The 19,422-nt window shown below is 58.0% G+C and carries 23 protein-coding genes; 18 read left to right on the forward strand and 5 right to left on the reverse strand.

All coding sequences use genetic code 11. From position 1 onward, the window contains the following. Positions 1 to 252, reverse strand: a 252-nt coding sequence (locus VMJ32_10930; protein ID HTQ39535.1) for a dCTP deaminase, incomplete at its 3' end; no start/stop codon positions are given. A gap of 61 nt (positions 253 to 313) precedes the next feature. After that, complete coding sequence (gene nth, locus VMJ32_10935; GenBank protein HTQ39536.1) at positions 314 to 1,018, reverse strand: endonuclease III; 705 nt, start codon at positions 1,016 to 1,018, stop codon at positions 314 to 316. Positions 1,019 to 1,356: 338 nt separating this feature from the next. Here nth and VMJ32_10940 point away from each other — a divergent pair, with 338 nt between their 5' ends. Beyond that, entirely contained in the window at positions 1,357 to 2,100 is a 744-nt protein-coding gene (locus tag VMJ32_10940; protein HTQ39537.1) for a Bax inhibitor-1 family protein, read from the forward strand. Positions 2,101 to 2,164: 64 nt separating this feature from the next. Here the strand turns inward: VMJ32_10940 and VMJ32_10945 are convergent, their stop codons facing one another. Continuing rightward, complete coding sequence (locus VMJ32_10945) at positions 2,165 to 2,905, reverse strand: SDR family oxidoreductase (protein HTQ39538.1); 741 nt, start codon at positions 2,903 to 2,905, stop codon at positions 2,165 to 2,167. Positions 2,906 to 2,945: 40 nt separating this feature from the next. Beyond that, positions 2,946 to 4,349 (reverse strand): class I adenylate-forming enzyme family protein, encoded by a 1,404-nt coding sequence (locus VMJ32_10950; GenBank protein ID HTQ39539.1) that lies wholly within the window; start codon positions 4,347 to 4,349, stop codon positions 2,946 to 2,948. A gap of 94 nt (positions 4,350 to 4,443) precedes the next feature. Here VMJ32_10950 and VMJ32_10955 point away from each other — a divergent pair, with 94 nt between their 5' ends. The 17 genes from VMJ32_10955 to acpS all read left to right on the forward strand — a co-directional run bounded on the left by VMJ32_10955 (position 4,444) and on the right by acpS (position 19,222). Further along, complete coding sequence (locus VMJ32_10955) at positions 4,444 to 4,854, forward strand: DUF309 domain-containing protein (GenBank protein ID HTQ39540.1); 411 nt, start codon at positions 4,444 to 4,446, stop codon at positions 4,852 to 4,854. 209 nt (positions 4,855 to 5,063) lie between these two features. Next, positions 5,064 to 5,759, forward strand: coding sequence for an LON peptidase substrate-binding domain-containing protein (locus VMJ32_10960; GenBank protein HTQ39541.1), 696 nt, complete (start codon positions 5,064 to 5,066; stop codon positions 5,757 to 5,759). Positions 5,760 to 5,826: 67 nt separating this feature from the next. Continuing rightward, on the forward strand, positions 5,827 to 6,483 hold the full coding sequence (gene folE / locus VMJ32_10965) for a GTP cyclohydrolase I FolE (GenBank protein HTQ39542.1): 657 nt from the start codon (positions 5,827 to 5,829) through the stop codon (positions 6,481 to 6,483). Positions 6,484 to 6,559: 76 nt separating this feature from the next. Then, complete coding sequence (locus VMJ32_10970) at positions 6,560 to 7,351, forward strand: hypothetical protein (protein HTQ39543.1); 792 nt, start codon at positions 6,560 to 6,562, stop codon at positions 7,349 to 7,351. A gap of 7 nt (positions 7,352 to 7,358) precedes the next feature. Beyond that, positions 7,359 to 7,907 (forward strand): hypothetical protein, encoded by a 549-nt coding sequence (locus VMJ32_10975; protein HTQ39544.1) that lies wholly within the window; start codon positions 7,359 to 7,361, stop codon positions 7,905 to 7,907. 27 nt (positions 7,908 to 7,934) lie between these two features. Further along, a complete protein-coding gene (locus VMJ32_10980; protein ID HTQ39545.1) occupies positions 7,935 to 11,042 on the forward strand; it encodes an anaerobic glycerol-3-phosphate dehydrogenase subunit C in 3,108 nt (1,035 codons plus the stop codon). A gap of 46 nt (positions 11,043 to 11,088) precedes the next feature. Beyond that, positions 11,089 to 11,334 (forward strand): MoaD/ThiS family protein, encoded by a 246-nt coding sequence (locus tag VMJ32_10985; GenBank protein HTQ39546.1) that lies wholly within the window; start codon positions 11,089 to 11,091, stop codon positions 11,332 to 11,334. 164 nt (positions 11,335 to 11,498) lie between these two features. Continuing rightward, positions 11,499 to 11,924: a molybdenum cofactor biosynthesis protein MoaE gene (locus VMJ32_10990; protein ID HTQ39547.1), complete on the forward strand. Its 426-nt coding sequence runs from the start codon at positions 11,499 to 11,501 to the stop codon at positions 11,922 to 11,924. A gap of 16 nt (positions 11,925 to 11,940) precedes the next feature. Next, positions 11,941 to 12,927 (forward strand): GTP 3',8-cyclase MoaA, encoded by a 987-nt coding sequence (gene moaA, locus VMJ32_10995; protein ID HTQ39548.1) that lies wholly within the window; start codon positions 11,941 to 11,943, stop codon positions 12,925 to 12,927. Between the two features lie 32 nt (positions 12,928 to 12,959). Next, positions 12,960 to 14,153, forward strand: coding sequence for an aminotransferase class V-fold PLP-dependent enzyme (locus VMJ32_11000; GenBank protein HTQ39549.1), 1,194 nt, complete (start codon positions 12,960 to 12,962; stop codon positions 14,151 to 14,153). A gap of 80 nt (positions 14,154 to 14,233) precedes the next feature. Further along, positions 14,234 to 14,650 (forward strand): YkgJ family cysteine cluster protein, encoded by a 417-nt coding sequence (locus tag VMJ32_11005; protein HTQ39550.1) that lies wholly within the window; start codon positions 14,234 to 14,236, stop codon positions 14,648 to 14,650. 412 nt (positions 14,651 to 15,062) lie between these two features. Then, positions 15,063 to 15,455, forward strand: coding sequence for an HU family DNA-binding protein (locus tag VMJ32_11010; GenBank protein HTQ39551.1), 393 nt, complete (start codon positions 15,063 to 15,065; stop codon positions 15,453 to 15,455). Between the two features lie 413 nt (positions 15,456 to 15,868). Beyond that, complete coding sequence (locus VMJ32_11015; GenBank protein HTQ39552.1) at positions 15,869 to 16,087, forward strand: hypothetical protein; 219 nt, start codon at positions 15,869 to 15,871, stop codon at positions 16,085 to 16,087. 199 nt (positions 16,088 to 16,286) lie between these two features. Further along, positions 16,287 to 17,264 (forward strand): dihydroorotate dehydrogenase, encoded by a 978-nt coding sequence (locus VMJ32_11020; protein HTQ39553.1) that lies wholly within the window; start codon positions 16,287 to 16,289, stop codon positions 17,262 to 17,264. Positions 17,265 to 17,282: 18 nt separating this feature from the next. Beyond that, the gene (gene trpS, locus VMJ32_11025) at positions 17,283 to 18,248 is read left to right on the forward strand and encodes a tryptophan--tRNA ligase (protein HTQ39554.1); all 966 of its coding nucleotides are present in this window, start codon (positions 17,283 to 17,285) and stop codon (positions 18,246 to 18,248) included. 7 nt (positions 18,249 to 18,255) lie between these two features. Beyond that, a complete protein-coding gene (locus tag VMJ32_11030; GenBank protein ID HTQ39555.1) occupies positions 18,256 to 18,801 on the forward strand; it encodes a hypothetical protein in 546 nt (181 codons plus the stop codon). 13 nt (positions 18,802 to 18,814) lie between these two features. Further along, positions 18,815 to 19,222, forward strand: a complete 408-nt coding sequence (gene acpS / locus VMJ32_11035) for a holo-ACP synthase (GenBank protein HTQ39556.1) — start codon at positions 18,815 to 18,817, stop codon at positions 19,220 to 19,222. Here acpS and VMJ32_11040 read toward each other — a convergent pair. Beyond that, on the reverse strand, positions 19,214 to 19,422 hold a 209-nt coding region (locus VMJ32_11040), incomplete at its 5' end, for a hypothetical protein (protein HTQ39557.1). The genes acpS and VMJ32_11040 overlap by 9 nt on opposite strands.

Genomic DNA, 19,422 nt, shown 5'->3' on the forward strand with positions numbered 1-19,422 from the left:
GTGCGTTTCGGTCCGCTCCACCGTGCGGCCCAAGTACAATTGGTTGGGACTAAGGATCAGCCCCTCGTCCGGAATTTCAACGCGCCGCACCCGGTTGGCTTTCCGCATGTCGAGCACCACCTCTTCGTAAGTCATCAGCTCGTGGTGCAACGTCAGGTTATAGCTGTTGGGATTGAGATTTCGCGCATCGAACGGATCGATGACGATGTTCCCGCCCAGCTGCTTGCGAATTTCGTTGCCCGTGAGAATCATTCCAAGGCGCCGGTAAGTGGTGAGGAAGTGAGTGGTGAGTGGCGTATGTTGTCGGATTTAGTTAGTCGCGGCGGCGTTTTTGGGGTAAAACTTTATGGCCGGCGCCGGTTTTTTCCTTCACGCCAATTTTCGGACAAACCACGTTCAATACGCAATCCTCGCAGCGGGGCTTGCGCGCCGTGCAAATCCGGCGGCCGTGATGAATCAGCCGGTGACTGAAGTTAATCCACTGGCGCTGGGGCAACTGGGCCATTAAATCGCGCTCAATTTTCACCGCGTCGGTCTGTTTCGTCAAACCAAGCCGATGGGCAATTCGGCTGACGTGCGTATCGACCACGACGCCCGAAGCAATGCCAAAGGCGGTCCCCAGCACCACGTTGGCCGTTTTGCGTCCGACGCCGGGCAGCTTCACTAATTCCTCCAGCGATTGCGGCACTTGCCCCCTGTGCTCTTCCACCAGTTTTCGGCAGCACTCCTGAATGCTTTTAGCCTTATTGCGAAAAAAACCGGTGCTTTGGATGGCCCTTTCCAAATCGCTGCGATTGGCCGCCGCAAACGCCGCCGCCTTGGAATACTTTTTGAACAGCCCCGGCGTGACCAGGTTCACCCGCACGTCGGTGCACTGCGCCGAAAGTATCGTGGCAATCAACAATTCCAACGGACTGGAAAAATGCAATGCGCAGCGGGCATCGAGATACTCGGCCGCCAACAGCTTGGCGACTTTTGCGGCTCGGCGTTTCGGTTCTAGCGCGCTGGCTACTGCCATCCTGGGAGCTTTCCTGCGCTAAAGATCAGCAGCGCGACACACGTTTCGCGCCTGGGTCAAAAAGTCGAAGAGTCAAAAAAGTCAAAGAGATTCTCTACCATTTTGACTCTTGGACTTTTCGACCCATTGAACCGCTCTGGCGATTGTGCGGCTGGTAACGAAAAGTGTCAAGCCGCCGCCCCACTTGGACCGCATTCTAGCTTGACGCTACACCGCCTGAGGGATAGGTTTATGAGGGTTCAACCCCATCGGGCGACTGTCGTTTCCGACTGCCCGCTTAGGGCCCATTACTCACTAAAAAACCCGACCACTCCTTTACCAATCAAAGGGAACCCGCTATGAGCTTCGCTGAAAATCCGAATCAATTATCACAGCCATCGATGTGGGGCGACATTGCCGCCCGGGCCGAACCGAACGAACGTGCCGATTTCATCAAGAAAACGTACCTGCATTTGCTCGGCGCGGTGGTAGCGTTTTGTGGCCTGGAAGCGATTTACCTGAACACGTCGTTTGCTGGCGATGCCATGCAGCGGTTGATGGGCGCTGGCAACTTTGGCTTGATCGTGGCCTTCGGGCTGTTCATTTTGGCCTCTACGGTCGCACGTTCCTGGGCGAACGGTTCGACATCGGTCGGCATGCAATACGCGGGACTTGCTCTTTACGTCGTCGTTCAATCGTTGATTTTCATCCCGATTCTGTACTATGCCGCGCACCTCGCTAATAATCAAAATATCATTCCCACCGCGGGCACCATTACTTTATTGATGTTCGCCGGTTTGACGGTGGCTGTCTTTGTAACCGGGCATGATTTCTCGTTCTTGAGCACCGGCCTGACGATTGCCGGCTTTGCCCTCATGGGATTGATTGTGTGCTCGTGGTTATTTGGATTCAATCTGGGCACACTGTTTACGGTAGGCGTGATCGTGCTGGCTTGTGGATACATTTTGTACGACACGTCGAACGTGCTGTATCATTACCGCATTGGGCAGCACGTGGCCGCCGCACTGGCGCTGTTTGCCTCTGTCGCCTTGCTGTTCATGTACATTCTCAGGCTTTTGATGCAAACCCAATCGCGGCGGTAATATCATCGTCGACAATTTAGCCGCCGGGCTTGCCCGGCGGTGGGCTCATTAGAACAGGCGCCCGTCACACGGTAATGCCGCCGTCCACGACCAGCGTTTGGCCGGTAACAAACTGCGCCTGGTCGGAGAGCAAAAATCGCACCACGCTGGCAACATCGGCCGGCTGGGCCAGCCTGCCCAGCGGCGTGCGGCGTTTGATTTGATCGAGCTGTTCCCGGCTCAGGCCGTGCGTCATTTCCGTTTCCACATATCCAGGTGCGACCGAATTCACGCGGATTTGCCGCTCGCCCAGTTCCCGGGCCAAGGAGCGGGTCATGGCGTCCAAGCCGCCCTTCGTGGCGGCATAGGCCGACAACCCACTGTAGCCGCGCAAGCCGATAATCGACGAAATGTTGACGATCGACCCGCCGCCGCTGCCGAGCAGCATGCGGCGAACCACGCAGCGAGTCAACGTCAACGCGCCGATCAAATTGATTTGCATCACCCGCTCAATTTCCTCCTCCGGCGTCATCGCCAACACGCCTTCCACGGCCATGCCAGCGCAATTCACAAGTCCGTAGGGAATGCCGAAGCGATTTTCCGCCGTCTCCACAAATGTCGGCAAAGCCGCCCGCTCCGCTACGTCTGCCGTGGCAAAAAAAAAGTTCGAATTTTTGGCCTGCGAATCGGTGAACGGCGATGGTTTCCGGCTGAACGTGCTCACGCGGTAACCGGCCCGCAGCAGTTCATCCACCAACGCTTGCCCCAGCCCGCGACTGCCGCCGCTGACAATAATGTGTCGATTTTTACCTTCGCCGGAATCCACGCAGTCATCTCCGCTATTGGCTTATTGCCAGTATCGTACGTTATCGCCGCACCATTTTGCCTGCGTCGGAAAGTTCAATTCGTGCCACCATGTCAATCAATCGCGGCCGTTGATGCGGGGCCAAAGTTCGCGCCGCCGTTTCTATAACTCTGTCTTTCACCGCATCGGCTTCCTCCGCACGTGCCGCCACCACTTGCGCCGCCACCAATTGCCCTACCAGCGATGATTGCGCTGCGTACACTCGCACGTCAGCCACGCCGGGAACGGCCCGCAACACGGGTTCTACTTCTTGCGGGTAAACCTTGTTCCCGCCCACGTTGATCATGTCGCTGCTTCGGCCGACAAACACGCAGCGGTCGCCAATTCGCCGCACGAGATCGCCGGTGGCAATCCACGCGTTCGCTGGCGCGCTGCCGGCGTTTATATCAGACGGAACGCTTAACCTATCATAACCTAGCATGACATTGGGCGAACGGGCCAGGAGTTCGTCCTCTTCGATCTTCAATTCCACGCCGTCGGTTGTCACCGATCCAATCCAACGGGCCGGAAATCCTGCTTGGCCGTCCGTCACAGAAAAACACCGCCCCAATTCCGAGGTGGCGTAAATGTGCGCGATTCGGGCCTGCGGGAATGTGGCTTTCAACAAATCCAAAACCTGCTGATCGACCACCTCGCCCCCCAGTGTGATCTGCTTCAGCGGCACGGAGCGCAGCTTTTGCGCATTGCCAAACAGCAGCAACCGCCGCCAATAGGATGGCGTAGCCGATGCAAATGCCACGCGCTCTTGGAGCATCATTTCGATGATCTGGTCAACATCGGCAGCTGGATCGGGACACACCAGCATTCCGCCATTCAGCAGGCATTGCAACGACACCTGCACGCCGGCGTACAAATTGGGCAAATACGTTTGTAGCCAAACGGGCGGTTGCTGGGCCGCCGTCAATCGCACAGGCCGGCACAGGCTGCCCCAATGATGCCGCACGGCTTTGGGTCGCCCAGAAGTGCCCGAGGTGAGAATGGTGACGGTGCTTTGCCCGCTACCGGCGGCGGCGTTTTCGAACGGCTGAATTTCATGAACCTGTCGTTCGCCGTTGACGGCATTCGCTGTGGAAACAATCGCCGCCAAACTGAATTCGTCGGCCAATTGACGCTGCGCAGCGCGGCTCAGCATGGGATTCAACAAAAATACGTCGGCCCGTAATTCATCGAGCGCCGCCAGTGCGGCCCAAGTAGGACCGTCACCACGATGCACCACGGCCACCCGTTGGCCACGCAGCGCGGAAAGCTCCTGCACGGCCCCAGCCGTCAATTGCGCCATGTCGTTCCACGACCATCGCGCGTACAAGGTCACCAAAGCGGCCCGGTCTTTTGCCGGCATCAACGGACGATTGGCAAACAAAGCTTGCCGCAGCGATTCGGCCACCGGTGACTGGGTGGATGCCATCAGGCTGTTCCCGCCTCTGTTGAAAACTCAACAAATGCGTATGATGTTATCAGACGAGCACGCTGTGCATGCGCCAACTTGAGCGGTTGCCCTCATGGCCGAACATCCAGCCGACGACGAAAGCAACTATCATCCATTATACTTGGAGGGGATCGAATACTTCAATCAGTGCGATTTCTTCGAGAGTCACGAATCGTGGGAGGAATTGTGGACCGATTATCGTGGTCCGTCGCGCAAATTTTACCAGGGGCTCATTCAGGCCGCCGTCGCGTTGTTTCATTTCGGCAACGGCAACATCCGGGGCGCCAAAAAACTGTATCATAGCACTTGTGGTTATTTGAATCCGTATTGTCCCAGACACATCGGCCTGGATTTGGAAAAATTCCTGGGTGAATTCGATCGCTGCTTTGCCGAAGTGGCCCTGTGCAACGCGGACGAGTTTCCCGTCATCGAGCTCGATCCGGAACTGATTCCGGAAATACACCTCGACCCGCCGGCGGGATAAAATTCACCGCAGAGACACAGAGGCGCGGAGAGGAATGTCGAATGACGAGTGCCCAAGCACCAATCACCAAGGAAAACCACCGGCGTTGGTCATTGAGATTTAGCTCCGCCACTTCGTGCGATCATTGGTCATTCATTAGATATTGGTTATTCGAAATTAGATATTTTCTGCTCCGCGTCTCTGCGTCTCCGCGGTTCAATTGAGCATTTATGCCATCCGATGAATTCTCATTTTCGGCAGATACATTCAGCGGCACCGCGAGGCTGTTTCCGCTGCCAAATTTGGTGATGTTTCCGCACGTCATGCAGCCGCTGCACATTTTCGAGCCCCGCTATCGGGCCATGCTGGAAGAAGCGCTGGCTGGCGACAGGTTGTTCGCCCTCTGTTTATTGTCCCCGGGCTGGGAGACCGATTACGAAGGCCGTCCGCCGGTGCACCCGGTGGCCTGTTTGTGCCGCGTGGCCACGCATCACGTGACCGAGCAGGGGACATATAATGTGCTGGTGTGGGGCCTGCGGCGCATTAAAATTGTCCGCGAGCTACCACCGACAAAATTGTTTCGCGAGGCGGAAGTGACGCTCTTGGATGACGTTTATCCTGAGGAAAACGCTTCACGCCGCGGCGCCTTGCAACGCCGTTTGGTTGCGGCTTTTCGAAAAGTCCTGCCCAAGTTGCCCGTGGCGCAATCGCAATTGGAGCCGTTTTTGACCGATCAAATCAACCTGGGAATGTTAACCGATATTGTGACTTATACGTCGAACTTGGACCAAAAAATCAAGACCGAATTGCTCGCCCAGCCTCTTCCCGACCTGCGCGCCCTGCTACTATTAGAGTGTTTGACGGGGGGCAAAAAAGGCAGCCCCCTGTGCAATCGGGACTTTCCGCCGGCGTTCAGCAGCAATTGATTCCTACCGCACGTCGATCATCTTCCGCATTCCACACTCCCCATTCCCCATTACAAATTCAGCTGCCATGTCTCCACATCCGATCCATACCGACATTTTCAACAGCACGCTGGATTTGGAAGAAGATGAAGCGGCGGCAGCGTCGCTCGCTTCAGATACTGTCGATCTGCCGCGCATCGAACATGCCGTGCGCGAAATTCTGGCCGCCGTCGGCGAAGACCCTGACCGCGAAGGCCTCCGCGAAACACCAGCCCGCGTGGCCCGCATGTATGCCGAGCTGTTCAGTGGATTGCACCAAAATCCCCGCGCCCATTTACAAAAATTCTTCACGCAGGAGTATGACGAAGTGGTGCTGATTCGCGACATCGCCTTCAACAGCATTTGCGAGCACCACATGCTCCCCTTCATGGGTCAAGCGCACATCGCGTACATTCCCAATGGCCGCGTCATCGGGCTCAGCAAACTGGCCCGCGTGGTCGAAGTGGTCTCCAAACGGCCGCAAGTGCAGGAGCGCATGACCGAAGACATTGCCAATTTGCTGGTGGACGAATTGGATGCCAAAGGCGTGGCCGTGGTGATCGAAGCCACGCACACGTGCATGACCATCCGCGGCGTGCGCAAGCCAGGCAGCGTCTGCGTGACCTCGGCCATGAAGGGTGTGTTCCGCTCCAACCTGTCCAGCCGCTCGGAAGTGATGACGCTAATTTACGGCGAACGGCGGTAAATATAAGGCAGAAGGCAGAAAGCAGAAGGCAGACACAAGTTCGCTTTCTGCTTTCTGCTTTCTGCTTTCTGCTGTTATGTTTATTCTCAGCCAATTCGTCCTTCGCTTGTCGCTCGGATTGGCATTCGCCATGGCGATTACTTCGCCCAAGAAAGTCACCAGCGGATTTTTTCGTAATCATGCCTATGTTCTGCTGGGCTTAAATGTCATCGCCACACTTGCAGCAGTAAGCAGTCATGGGGAGCTTGTTTGGTGGATGCCGCTGGCCGCTGCAGTGTTCAGCTACGCCTGCGCAACTAGCTGGTTATACGAGAGGCCGAAAACAGGGCTGCGGATTCTGTGGATGATCTTTGCCCTGTCTCTGGCCAACGCAATTACCTCGCAGACGGTTCCTATGGGCACTGGCGATGCGACAGCTCTGGTCATCGATAACTCGCCTCCGTTCGGGATGTTATGTCTTTGGACCTCCAATGTATTCACAGCTGGGATCCTGTTGGGTGGGACTCTCGCGGCGATGTTTTTAGGACATTGGTATCTCAACTCGCCGACCATGGAAATTAGCCCGCTGAACAGATTACTCAAGCTGATGGCGACGGCCACCGTGGCGAGAGGTGCGGTTTGTCTGATGGCTTTTCTGTTGATGCATTTGCAAGGCGGCGAACTTTCCACCGTGCAATCGTGGCTGCTGGTGCTGCGTTGGACCGCGGGCATTTTCGGCACGGCAATGCTCACGTGGATGGCCTGGCAAACGCTCAAAATCCCAAACACGCAAAGCGCCACAGGCATTTTGTATGTCGCCGTGCTGGCCACGTTTTTGGGCGAATTAACCAGCCTGCTACTGTCCAGCAGCAGTGGTTATCCTTTATGATAGATGGATGAACGTCACCTTTCCCTGCCCTAAGTGCGAGGCGGCCAATCGCACGGAAATCGCTCCTGACAGCGGGGGCTCGTCCGCAACGGGCTCGACCCCAGCCCAAAGTTTGTCTTGCACGCAGTGCGGCCAGACCTGGCAAATTCCACCCGGCGCCATCGACCGTCACGGCGGCGTGCATCGCTGCCTGGCTTGCCCTAGCACCGATTTATTCGTCCGCAAAGATTTTCCCCAGCAGCTCGGCGTGGCCATTGTCACCGTGGGGCTGTTGGGCAGTTGTGTGGCCTGGGCATACAGCATGCTGTACCTGACTTTTACCATCTTGTTTGTGACGGCGCTGATCGACGTGGTGTTGTACGTGTTTGTGCCCAACGCTTTGATGTGTTATCGCTGTGGGGCCATGTATCGCGGAGCGACTGACGTCGATGAACACGAATCGTTCAATTTGGAAACCCACGAACGCCACCGCCAGCAGAAAATCCGCCTGGCGGAAACACGGGAAGCACCGCGCAGGGAGCAGGGCGCCAAAACATCAGCCCAAGCGCACGTTTAGTCCTGGACCCAGTCCGGGGCATAGCCCATGGATCCCGAACGCCAACGAATTCAAGACGACCTGCGCGGGCTTGTCGCCGGCGACGTGCGCTGCGACGACGTGTTCCTGCAATTGTTCGCCAGCGACGCCAGTTTGTACGAGTTGAAGCCGCTGGCCGTGGTCCGTCCGCGCAACACTGCCGACGTGTCGGCCGTGGTCAAATACGCCGCCGAAAAGAAAATTTCCATTCACGCCCGCGGGGCGGGAACCGGCCTGGCGGGAGAAGCGCTGGGCCGGGGAATCATTATCGATTTTTCGCGCTACATGCGCCGCATTGTGCGAACCGAAGCCGAAGCAGTTCATGTGCAATCCGGCGCGGTGCTGGCCCTGTTGAACCAGCATTTGCGCGGTTTCGGTCGCCTTTTCGGCCCCGATCCCGCCAACAGCAGCGTCACCACCATGGGCAGCGTCATCGCCGTCGACGCCTCGGGCAGCTACTGGCCGAAATATGGCTCGGCCAGGCAACATGTTTTCAGCCTGGAAGTGGTGTTGGCCGACGGCACGGTGATGAATTTGGGCCGAGAATCGTTGTCCTTCGAGGTCGCTCCGTCGGGCGAATCTACAGCGCGCCAAAACGGCAATGCCGGCGCGCAAACCGCCGTGGCCGAAGCGGCGCCTCCCACCGCGGCCACATCGCGCCGCCAGGAGCTCGTGCAAAAAGTCGCCGAACTTTTGGAGCGCAATTCGCAGTTAATTGCCGCGCATCAACCAAAATCGTTGGTCAACACCTGCGGTTATCAATTGACGGACGTGCTTAGCGCGACCCATCTAAATCTCGCCCGGCTAATGTGCGGTTCGGAGGGCACGTTGGCTCTGGTGACCGCAGCCACTCTGGCCACGCAGCCGTTGCCCCGTTTTCGCGGCGCGGCCATGCTGTTTTTCGATCGCCTGGAGAATGCCGCGCTGGCGATTCAGGAAATTTTGCCGTTTGCGCCGGCGGCTTGCGATTTGTTGGATCGACGTCATTTAAGCCTGGCTCGCGAAACCAGCCCGGAGTACGAAGTGCTAATCCCGCCCGCAGCGGAAGCCGTGTTGTTGGTGGAACATTCCGGCGACGATGCCACGCGAATTCGTCAACAGATTACGGCCACGGTCGACCGGGTCCGCCGCAAAACGCAACTGGCCTTCGACGCCCGGCAAGCATTCGATTCGGCCGATGTCGATTTTTATTGGCAGCTTGCCCGCCGCGTAGTTCCCACGTTGCACCGCTTGAAAGGCCCCGTGCGTCCGGTTCCCATTGTCGAAGATGTGGCGGTTCCGCCGGATCAACTTCCCGATTTCCTGGTGCGGTTGCAAAACACGCTTAAAAAGCTGCAAGTCACGGCTTCGCTATACGGCCACGCCGGTCACGGCCAGTTGCACATTCGGCCGTTTGTCGATCTCACGAACCCCGCAGACGTGCAAAAAATGGAAGCGTTGGCTGCCGAACTGTATGCCGAGGTGTTTGCCGTGGGAGGCACTGTCAGCGGCGAACATGGCGACGGCTACAGCCGCACGCCGTTCGTCCGCCAACAATATGGCGAACTGTACGACGTGTTTCGCCAATTGAAAGCCACGTTCGATCCGCTCAATATTCTTAATCCCGGGAAAATTGTGGCTGACGAACCGGCGTCCATCGTGCGCAATCTTCGCCCCGCGGGAACCACGCCCAGTGGCAACGGCGCTACGCCGCCCCTTGCGCCCCGCGAACAAACATCCCTGCTGGGCGACACCCCCGCCCAACATCCAATTCCTGTCACCGCGCCGCCGCCAGCGCCCCGCACCGTCGAATTGCATCTCAACTGGAATTTGGAACAGGTCGTGGACGAAGCGCAACGTTGCAATGGCTGCGGCGCTTGCCGGTCGCAGCTTCCCGATGTGCGAATGTGTCCCATTTTTCGGGTCCTGCCTTCCGAGGAAGCCTCGCCGCGAGCCAAAGCCAATTTGCTGCGTGCCGTGTTCGACGGCCGTTCCGATCCGCAAATTGCCCATCGCGAAGAATTCAAAGCCGTGGCTGATTTGTGCGTCAACTGTCACCAATGCCGCATCGAGTGCCCCGCCGGCATCGATATTCCCAAACTGATGATCGAAGCCAAGGCAATGTACGTCGATGCCAACGGTCTGCAGCCCAGCCAATGGCTGTTGGCGCGGTTCGACATACTCAGCCAGTTCGGATGTTCCTTGCATCCGCTGGCCAACTGGGCCATCAATAACCGAGTGGCTCGTTGGGTTCTCGAAAAAACTTTGGGCATTGCCCAGGGAAGAAAGTTGCCGCGATTTGCTCGCCGCAGTTTCACCCGCCGTGCCGCCCGCCGCCGGCTCACGCGCCCCACTCGCCGCACGGGCCGCAAAGTGCTGTACTTCGTCGATACGTATGCCAACTATCACGATCCGCAACTGGCCGACGCTCTCGTGGCAGTCATGGAACATAATGGCGTGGCCGTCTACGTGCATCCCGCTCAAAAACCCAGCGGCATGGGGTTTTTCTCACTCGGCTCGTTGGGGCCGGCCCGCCGCCTGGCCTCCCACAATTTGCATCTCTTGGCCGAGGCCGTCCGGCAAGGCTACCACATCGTGGCTACGGAACCCTCCACGGTGTTGTGCTTAACGCACGAATATCTCAATCTGATCGACGATGGCGACGCCCGGGCCGTCGCCGCCAACACCAGCGATGCCAGCGCGTATTTGTGGGCCCTGCATCAACAAGGAAAGTTGCAGCTCGATCTCAAGCCGCTGCACGCCGTCGTGGGTTATCACCAGCCGTGCCACATCCGTGCGCTGGGCATCGGCACGCCCAGCGAAAATTTGCTGCGGCTGATTCCTGGAATGAGCCTGCAATCCATCGAACGCGGCTGCTCCGGAATGGCAGGACTGTGGGGTTTGCAACGCGAAAATTACCGCACCAGCCTGCGCGCCGGTTGGGGTTTAATTTCGCGGCTGCGCGATCCGGCCCTGCAAGTCGGCGTGACCGAATGCAGTTGCTGCAAAATTCAAATGGAGCAAGGCACGCCCAAGCCCACCATTCATCCGCTGAAGCTGCTGGCTTTATCGTACGGCCTGATGCCCGAAATCGCTCAACTCCTGACGCAGCGCAGCGAGGAACTGGTCGTCACCTGATCCTCGCCGTTAAATCCAAATACTCATCGAGCATTGGCCTGACCCCATGAAAATCCGCCTTCAGCTTTTTGCCGCGGCCCGGCAATGGGCCGGCGCCGATGCCGTCGAACTCGACGTCCCCTCCGGCGCCACCGTGGCCGATGTGCGGAAAGCCCTACTGGCTCGGCTCCCCCGTCTGGCTCAATTTGGCCTGCAATTGCGTTTTGCCGTGAACGCCGACTACGCCGACGAGGCCACCACCATTCCCGCTGGCGCTAACTTAGCATGTATCCCTCCGGTCAGTGGCGGGTAGAATGTACTAGGCCGGTCGAAAAGCTGAACAGTGGGAATTCCCAAAGCCAAAAGTTGTCCAGCCGTTTTGCGCAACATTTTTTTGGGTATTCGTTTTGTCGGAGACCTTTCTTTCGACTTTTCAACTCTTCGACTCTTTGACTTTTCGACCCATTCACATTCCCCATGATCGAACTGACCCCCAACGCCATCGATACCTCCCCCCTGCTGGACCGTGTGCAGACGCCGGCAGCCGGCGCGGTAGTGTTATTTCTGGGCACGGCCCGCGAGATAACCGGCAGCCGCCGCACCGATTCGCTCGATTATGAGTGCTATCCGGAAATGGCCCAACGTAAGCTGGCCGAGTTGGAAACCGAAGCTCGCCGCCGCTGGCCGATAACCGAATGCTGCGTCGTGCACCGCCTGGGTCACTTGCGGCCGGGCGAAATCAGCGTGGCCGTGGCGGTTAGCACGCCGCACCGCAGCGATGCCTTTGCCGCCGCCCGCTGGCTGATCGACGCCATTAAAACCGAAGTGCCCATTTGGAAACGCGAAAACTGGTCCGACGGCGCTGCCGACTGGATCCATCCAACTTCGTCCGCCGACCACTGACCACCGATCACTATCCATGCTTCTTGATGCCTTCGGCCGAATTCACAACAGCTTGCGCATTAGCGTGACCGATCGCTGCAATCTGCGCTGCTTCTATTGCATGCCGATGGAAGATGTCCAATTTCTGCCGCGCTCCGAATTGCTCACGTTCGAGGAAATTACCCGTTTTGTACAGGCTATGGCGAAGTTGGGAATCGACAAGCTGCGGCTCACCGGCGGCGAACCGCTCTTGCGGCACCAGTTGCCTAAGTTGGTGAAAATGCTGTCCGCCGTGCCCGGCATCCGCGATATTGCCCTCACCTCCAATGGCCTGCTGCTGTCCGAGCAGGCCGACGCTCTACACGCCGCGGGCTTGCACCGCTTGAACGTCAGTCTCGACGCTCTCTCGGAAACTGCCTTCCAGCGCATCGCCCGGCGAAAGGGCTTGCAGCGCGTGCTGGACGGCATTTTTGCCGCACAACAGGCTGGCTTTGGCAACATCCGCCTGAATGCGGTTTCGATCCGCGGCATGACCGAGGACGAAATCGTGCCGCTGGCCCTGTTTGCCCGCCGGCACGGCCTGGAATTGCGATTCATCGAGTACATGCCGCTGGATGCGGAGCATCATTGGAACCACGATCAAATGCTCAGCGGCGACGAAGTGCGCGACATCATCGAGCGTGAAGTCGGCACGTTGGAGCCGCTCCCCGTGGCAGATCCCAGCCAGCCCGCCGCTGATTTCCGCTATCTCGACGGCGACGGCCGTGTCGGCTTCATCAATCCCGTGTCGCAGCCGTTTTGCGGTGCTTGCAACCGGCTGCGACTGACTGCCGAGGGGCAAGTTCGCAACTGTCTGTTTTCCACCGTCGAATGGGATGCCCGCGCTCTGCTGCGCTCTGGCGCCAGTGACGATGAATTGGCAATCTTGGTCGCCGCCTGCGTCCGCGCCAAAAAGGCCGGTCACGGCATCGACACCCCCGATTTTGTCCAGCCCGCCCGCGCCATGTACCAAATCGGCGGCTAAGCCCTCCGGTGAATGAGATTGGCTGAACATCGATGAGCCGCATTTATCTCGACAACGCCGCCACCAGTTGGCCTAAGCCGGAAGCGGTTTACACGGCGGTCGACTGTTATCTGCGCGAAAACGGCGCCCCGGCAGGCCGCAGCGCCTATGTTCAGGCCGACGAAGTTGACGCCATCCTCGCCGCCGCACGCGCCGCTTTGGCCCGGCTGATTGGAGCCGCCAGCGCGCGACAAATTGTCTTCACCGCCAATGGCACCGAAGGGTTAAACATTGCCATTCATGGTCTGCTTCGGCCTGGCGATCACGCCATTTGCACCGCCGCCGATCACAACTCGGTGCTCCGGCCACTGCGGCATTTGGAAGCACACGGCCAAATCACGGTCGCTTGTGTGCCTTGCAATCCTGTCGGCCTCGTCGATCCCCAGAATATCCGTCGCGCCTTACGCACCAACACGCGGCTGGTCGTTATAACGCACGCCTCCAACGTCACTGGCGTGATCCAAAACGTGGCCGAGATCGGCCGCAGCGTGCGCGAGCACGGCGCGCGGCTTCTCGTCGACGCCGCCCAAACGCTCGGGCATATTCCGCTGATGGCCGACGAGCTGAATGCAGATTTTTTGGCGGCCCCGGCGCACAAAGGATTACTGGCCCCGTTAGGCACAGGCCTTCTGTACATTCGCCCCGGACTGGAGAGCGAACTGCAAACGTCCCGTCAGGGAGGCACCGGAACTCGCAGCGACGAAGACCAGCAACCCGATTCGCTTCCCGACAAATTCGAAGCCGGAAATCACAATGTTCCCGGATTGGTCGGCCTGGCCGCAGCTTTGCGCTGGCTGGAAATGCGCGGCATTGCAAACATTCAAGCTCATGAACACGCTCTTAGCGCACAACTCCGCGAGGGCTTACGGCAACTTCGCGGTGTGATGTTGCACTGCGACGAACCTGCACTTGCGTCCGCGACTCGCTCGAATGCCCAAGCATGCCGCTCCGTGGGCGTTGTCAGTATCTCGCTCGCCGGGTATGATCCGCAAGAAGCCGCCGCGGCGTTGGATGCCAACTTCGGCGTGCAAGTTCGCGCCGGTTTGCACTGTGCTCCGCGCATGCACGAAGCCCTTGGCACGCTCCACCGCGGCGGAACGGTCCGTTTTAGCGTCGGTGCCTTCAACACCGTGGAACAAATCGATGCCGCCATCAGTGCCGTCGCAAAACTGGCCGCGGCATCTTGATCTTCCATTCGCAAGTCTCTAAAAACCCTCACTGACTCACGAACTACTTTTTTCACTTCCTCACCCTGGCTTCATCCTTCATGCCCCGCGCTCCCTGGTTTCAAGATGGCCTCCGCTTTCAATGCACCCAGTGCGGCGATTGCTGCACCGGCGCCCCAGGCTATGTGTGGGTTACCGAAGATGAAATCGCGGCTTTAGCCAAATTGCTGGGTCTGGCGGCTGACGATTTCGAAGCCCGTTACGTCCGCTGCATTGGCACACGCAAAAGTCTCATTGAATTCGACAACGGCGATTGCGTTTTCTTCGACAACCAATCGCGCAAGTGTAAAGTCTACGAAGCCAGACCCCGCCAATGCCGCACCTGGCCCTTTTGGGATTCCAACATTCGCTCGCCGCAGGCCTGGCAAAAAACCTGCGAGGTCTGCCCCGGCAGCGGACAAGGCAAGCTCTACAGCGTGGAAGAAGTGCTGGCGCAATCAGCCGTCATTAAAATCTAATCGCGCACTTGCACTCACAAAATCTTCCGTCTGGGTAAAGTTTAGCGATTGAAACGACGATACTATTGGCCAACAGGCGCAGTCTATCCTGCGCTTGGCGCGACAGCACAGTCTTGGAATCTTTTGCTTAAGTAATTTACTAATAATAACTTACGCATTTCAAATTCCATCGGGTTCGTCCTTCTCGCGCTAAGTTCTTTGAAAATTAGAGGTTAAGAACAGTCTTCCGGTTCCACTCCGAGCCAAATTAGGCTGCGTTTGTTGCCGTAACTTGTTACGGATAGTGTCGCAAAACCGAAAAGGTAGCTTGACACTACTTCTTACGCCACCTACACTTGGAGCGTGATATGGGCGGGTCGAACGGGCACTTTAAGCCTTCGGCTTTATGTCTCGCTAGAGGAGAACCGTCGCCGTGACCAAGAAAGAGATCGTAAAGACCATCTCCGAAGAGATTGGCCTGACCCAACTGAAAACGAAGGAAATCGTCCAAAAAACCTTCGATGCCATCGTCGAAACTTTGGTCGAAGAACGCCGCATCGAACTGCGGAATTTTGGCGTTTTCGAAGTCAAACAGCGTGCCGCCCGTAAGGCTCGCAACCCGCGCACCGGGGCGAAAGTCTTTGTGCCGGAAAAGTTTGTCGTGACCTTCAAGCCCGGCAAGGAAATGGAAGAGAAGGTCCGGCAACTGGAACGACAAGCCGCCGAAGCGCGGGCCAAAGCCGCCGCTCACCAAGCTAGCGACGGAGCGTCGGCCACCCCAACCGCCAATGCCCCAGCAGGTTATGGAATGCAGGGCAGCGGATAGCAGAGCTATCAATACCGGCCAGTTGGTTATCGCCATCGACTGCCGCATAGAAAAAACGTACGGAGACACTTTTCTTGCCATGCCTACCCAGAGGCGGGGTAAACCGACCGGCCTGGCGGAAGTTTTCAGTCATTTGACCTCGGCGCACAAATCCAGAATTAGTAACCTTTCCCGGCGCGAGTGCAGCCCCAAACTTATCTTTTAGCTGCACGAGCGGAACTCATCACAAATCATATCCAAAATCGCTTAGTGGTCTGATACCGACACTCCGCCAATGGCGCCCTTTGCGCCTATCGATGGCGTGTTGACGAACCACCAATTTGATCCGACAGACACCACGCACCCAAACACTGCAACAGTTCAACCCACCGCAAGGGATTGCGGCGCATGCAAATTCAGGAAGGAACCGTGCGATGCGTAGGTTTTTATTCGCAACTGTAGCCGGGCTGGCCATCAGCAGCGCTACCGGCTGCCTCATTCCGATGTATTCGGCCGATCCGTCGCGCCGGGCGGGCCAACTGCTCAACACGTCGGAAGATTTGCGGCAGGCGCTCGACGAATGGGAACAAATCTGGTTCCTCGATCAGCCGTCCCACATGACTCCCTGGCGAACCCACGGCGGCATTTTGTAATGGCTCGGTTTGCGGTTCCTATCGCCTTGGCCTTTGCCCGGCACATTTCTAAAACGCATTTCTCGCCGCTTGGCAACACTGCCGTGCGGCGTTTTTTTTTGCGCCCAATTGCGGTAAGCTGCTAGTCCGCAAGCAAAAGTTTTTTGACGCCATTATCTCCTATTCCTGATTCCTGAACCACGAACCCTGCTCGCTCTCGATGTCCGCACCTGCGCCATCCGTCGATCTTTCCGTTCGCTTGGGACGTCTGGCGCTTCCCAACCCCATTCTCACGGCGTCGGGCACTTTCGGTTACGCTCGCGAAATGGCCGGATTGGTCGACTTAAAGCGGCTCGGCGGAATCATCCCCAAAACCATTACTCGGCTCCCTCGGCCCGGCAACGCTCCTTGGCGAACGCTTGAAACCCCCGCCGGCATGCTCAATTCCATCGGGCTAGATAACGACGGCCAGGAAGCGTTCATCGAACATCATCTGCCGTATTTGGCAACCGTCGGCGCGCCGATCATCGTCAGCATTGCCGGCCGCACGCTGGACGAATTCGTCGAAATGGCCCGCCGCCTGGACGGCTTGGCCGGAATCGCGGCCTTGGAGTTAAACATCTCCTGCCCCAACGTCAGCCACGGCGTCGATTTGGGCGTCGATCCGCAAATGTGCCGCCGCGTGGTGGCCGGCTGTCGGGCAGCCTGCGGCTTTCCCATCGTCGCCAAACTTACGCCCAACGTGACCGACATTACCGCCATTGGCCGCGCCGCTGCCGATGGCGGGGCCGACGCCATTTCGGCCATTAACACCGTTTTGGGCATGGCTGTCGATTGGCGGCGTCGCCGCCCGATGCTCGGCAACGTAATGGGGGGCCTCAGTGGACCCGCCATCAAGCCGCTGGCATTGCGCTGCGTGTACCAAATTTCCAAGGCCGTACGCACGCCGATCATTGGCATTGGCGGCATCGCGACGATCGACGACGTCATGGAGTTTCTTATCGCCGGAGCAACTGCAGTGCAAATTGGCACGGCAAACTTCTATAATCCCACCGTAACCATGCAACTGCTCAATGCCCTGCCGGCCGCTCTGAACCAATTGGACGCAAAATCGATCACTGATATCGTCGGCACATTGCAAACTGAATCCCGACCACCGACCACGGCTCGACAGAGCTCGCCGAAGTCTGACCACTGACTACCGACCACTAACAACATGCGCGTTCTTTCCGGCATACAACCGACGGGCCGATTCCACTGGGGCAACTACTTCGGCGCCATCCGGCAATACATCGATCTGCAACATGAGGATGCCGCCTATTACTTCATCGCCAATTTGCACGCGCTCACCACCGTGCGCGAACCAGCCCAATTGCTTCAGTTAACTTTGGATGCCGCCATCGATTTGCTCGCACTGGGCCTCAATCCCGAAAAGGCCGTTTTGTTTGTGCAGTCCGATGTGCCCGAAGTCAGCCAGCTCACCTGGCTCCTGATGACCGGCACGCCGATGGGCCTGTTGGAACGTTGCCATGCGTACAAAGACAAAATCTCCAAGGGGCTCTCGGCCGATGCCGGGCTGTTCACGTATCCGGTCCTCATGGCCGCCGACATTTTGTCGTACGATTCCGACATCGTGCCCGTCGGCGCCGATCAAGTTCAACACATCGAAGTCTGCCGCGACATCGCCGCCAGCTTCAACCATCATTTCGGCCAAACTTTCGTCATGCCCAAGGCCAAGGTGCTGGACCATTCCGCCAAAGTGCCAGGCCTTGATGGCGAAAAAATGTCGAAAAGCTACAACAACACGCTGGAACTTTTCGAAGACGCCAAGGCTCAGCGAAAAAAAATCATGCGCATCGTCACCGACTCGCGCCCTATGGAGCAGCCCAAAGATCCGGATAGCGACCATCTGTTCCAATTATTTTCGCTCGTCGCCACGCCCTCGGAGCGCGACGAAATGGCCGCACTTTACCGCCGGGGCGGCTTCGGCTACGGTGAAGTGAAAAAGGCTCTGGCCGACGCCGCCGAAAAATATTTCGCCGAGCCCCGCGCCAAACGGGCCGATTTGGCCGCCCATCCGCAGCGCATTCGGGAAATCTTGGCCGACGGCGCCAATCGGGCTCGCAAAAAAGCCGCCGAGGTTTTGGCCCGCGCAGAAAAAGCCTGCGGAGTAAAGGGATAATTGCCGCATGCCGTCCAATGCGTTATCACCCACTGCCGCAACGCCGCGCTGGTTGGTGGCGGTAGTTGGGTTGTTTGCAACTGTGTCCATTACCCTAGCGCTGGCGCGGATTGCCGTGTGGCTGCAATCGGCGCACTTCGCCGCGATCGGAGTGTTTCCCGCGCTGTTCGGCGCGGCACTGGGCTCGGCACTGGTCGCCGTCAGCCATTGGCTTAGGTTCCGCAGCCGCCTCGCCGTGGTATGGGCGGCAATCGTTGCAGCCACGCTCATGGCGGCCGCGGAGCATGGGTTGTTTTATCTTGATTACCGCCGAGATTTCGCCGCCAAATTGCAGACCGATCCCAACGCGCAGTTGGCGGCCGCGCTCGTACCAGACCAATTCCAGCCCGCCACCTTCTATCGCTTCATGGCGGCGGAAGCGCCGGCCAAATGGCTCTTGTGGACTCTCGATGCTCTAGCCATGATCACAGTAGCGGCGATTGTAGCTTGGTTTCTGGCTCGTAGCCGATCACTGACCACGGCTCGACTGAGTTCGCCGATGTCCGACCACTGACCAATTTTCCCTCATGTCCATCTTCGGCATTGGAACCGACATCGTCGAATGTTTGCGGATTGCCCAAATGATCGAGCGGCACGGCGAGCTGTTCATCACCCGCGTTTACACACCGCACGAAATCGAATACTGCCAAAGCCGCAAGCAGGCCACGCAGCATTTTGCCGGACGTTGGGCCGCCAAGGAAGCGGTGCTCAAAGCGCTGGGCACCGGTTGGCGGCGCGGCATTAGTTGGCGCGACGTGGAAATTCGTAATCTTCGTAGCGGCTCACCCACGGTGGCCTTGTACGGGGGCGCCAAAGATTTCATGGAGCAGGTGGGCGTGACCCAAGTAATGATCAGCATTTCTCACTGCCGCAGCCATGCCACGGCCTACGCCCTTGCGCTGACCGAGGAAAAAGAGACCGACGGATCAAAATAAATTTTCGTCGCTTGCCTGGAACCATGCGGCGCTGCGTGAGTGCGGCCGCCAATGTATCGCGCCAAAAATATCGAGCGTTTCGTCTGCCAATTCGTCCGGCTTTGCCAAGGCATCGCTGCTGACTGCGACCGACGACCTGCTTACTCCGCTTTCTTGTGCGATATTTACATTCTGTCCGACGGGAAAACGCATCTCATCTT

The organism is Pirellulales bacterium (genome assembly GCA_035499655.1).
GTDB lineage: Bacteria > Planctomycetota > Planctomycetia > Pirellulales > JADZDJ01 > DATJYL01.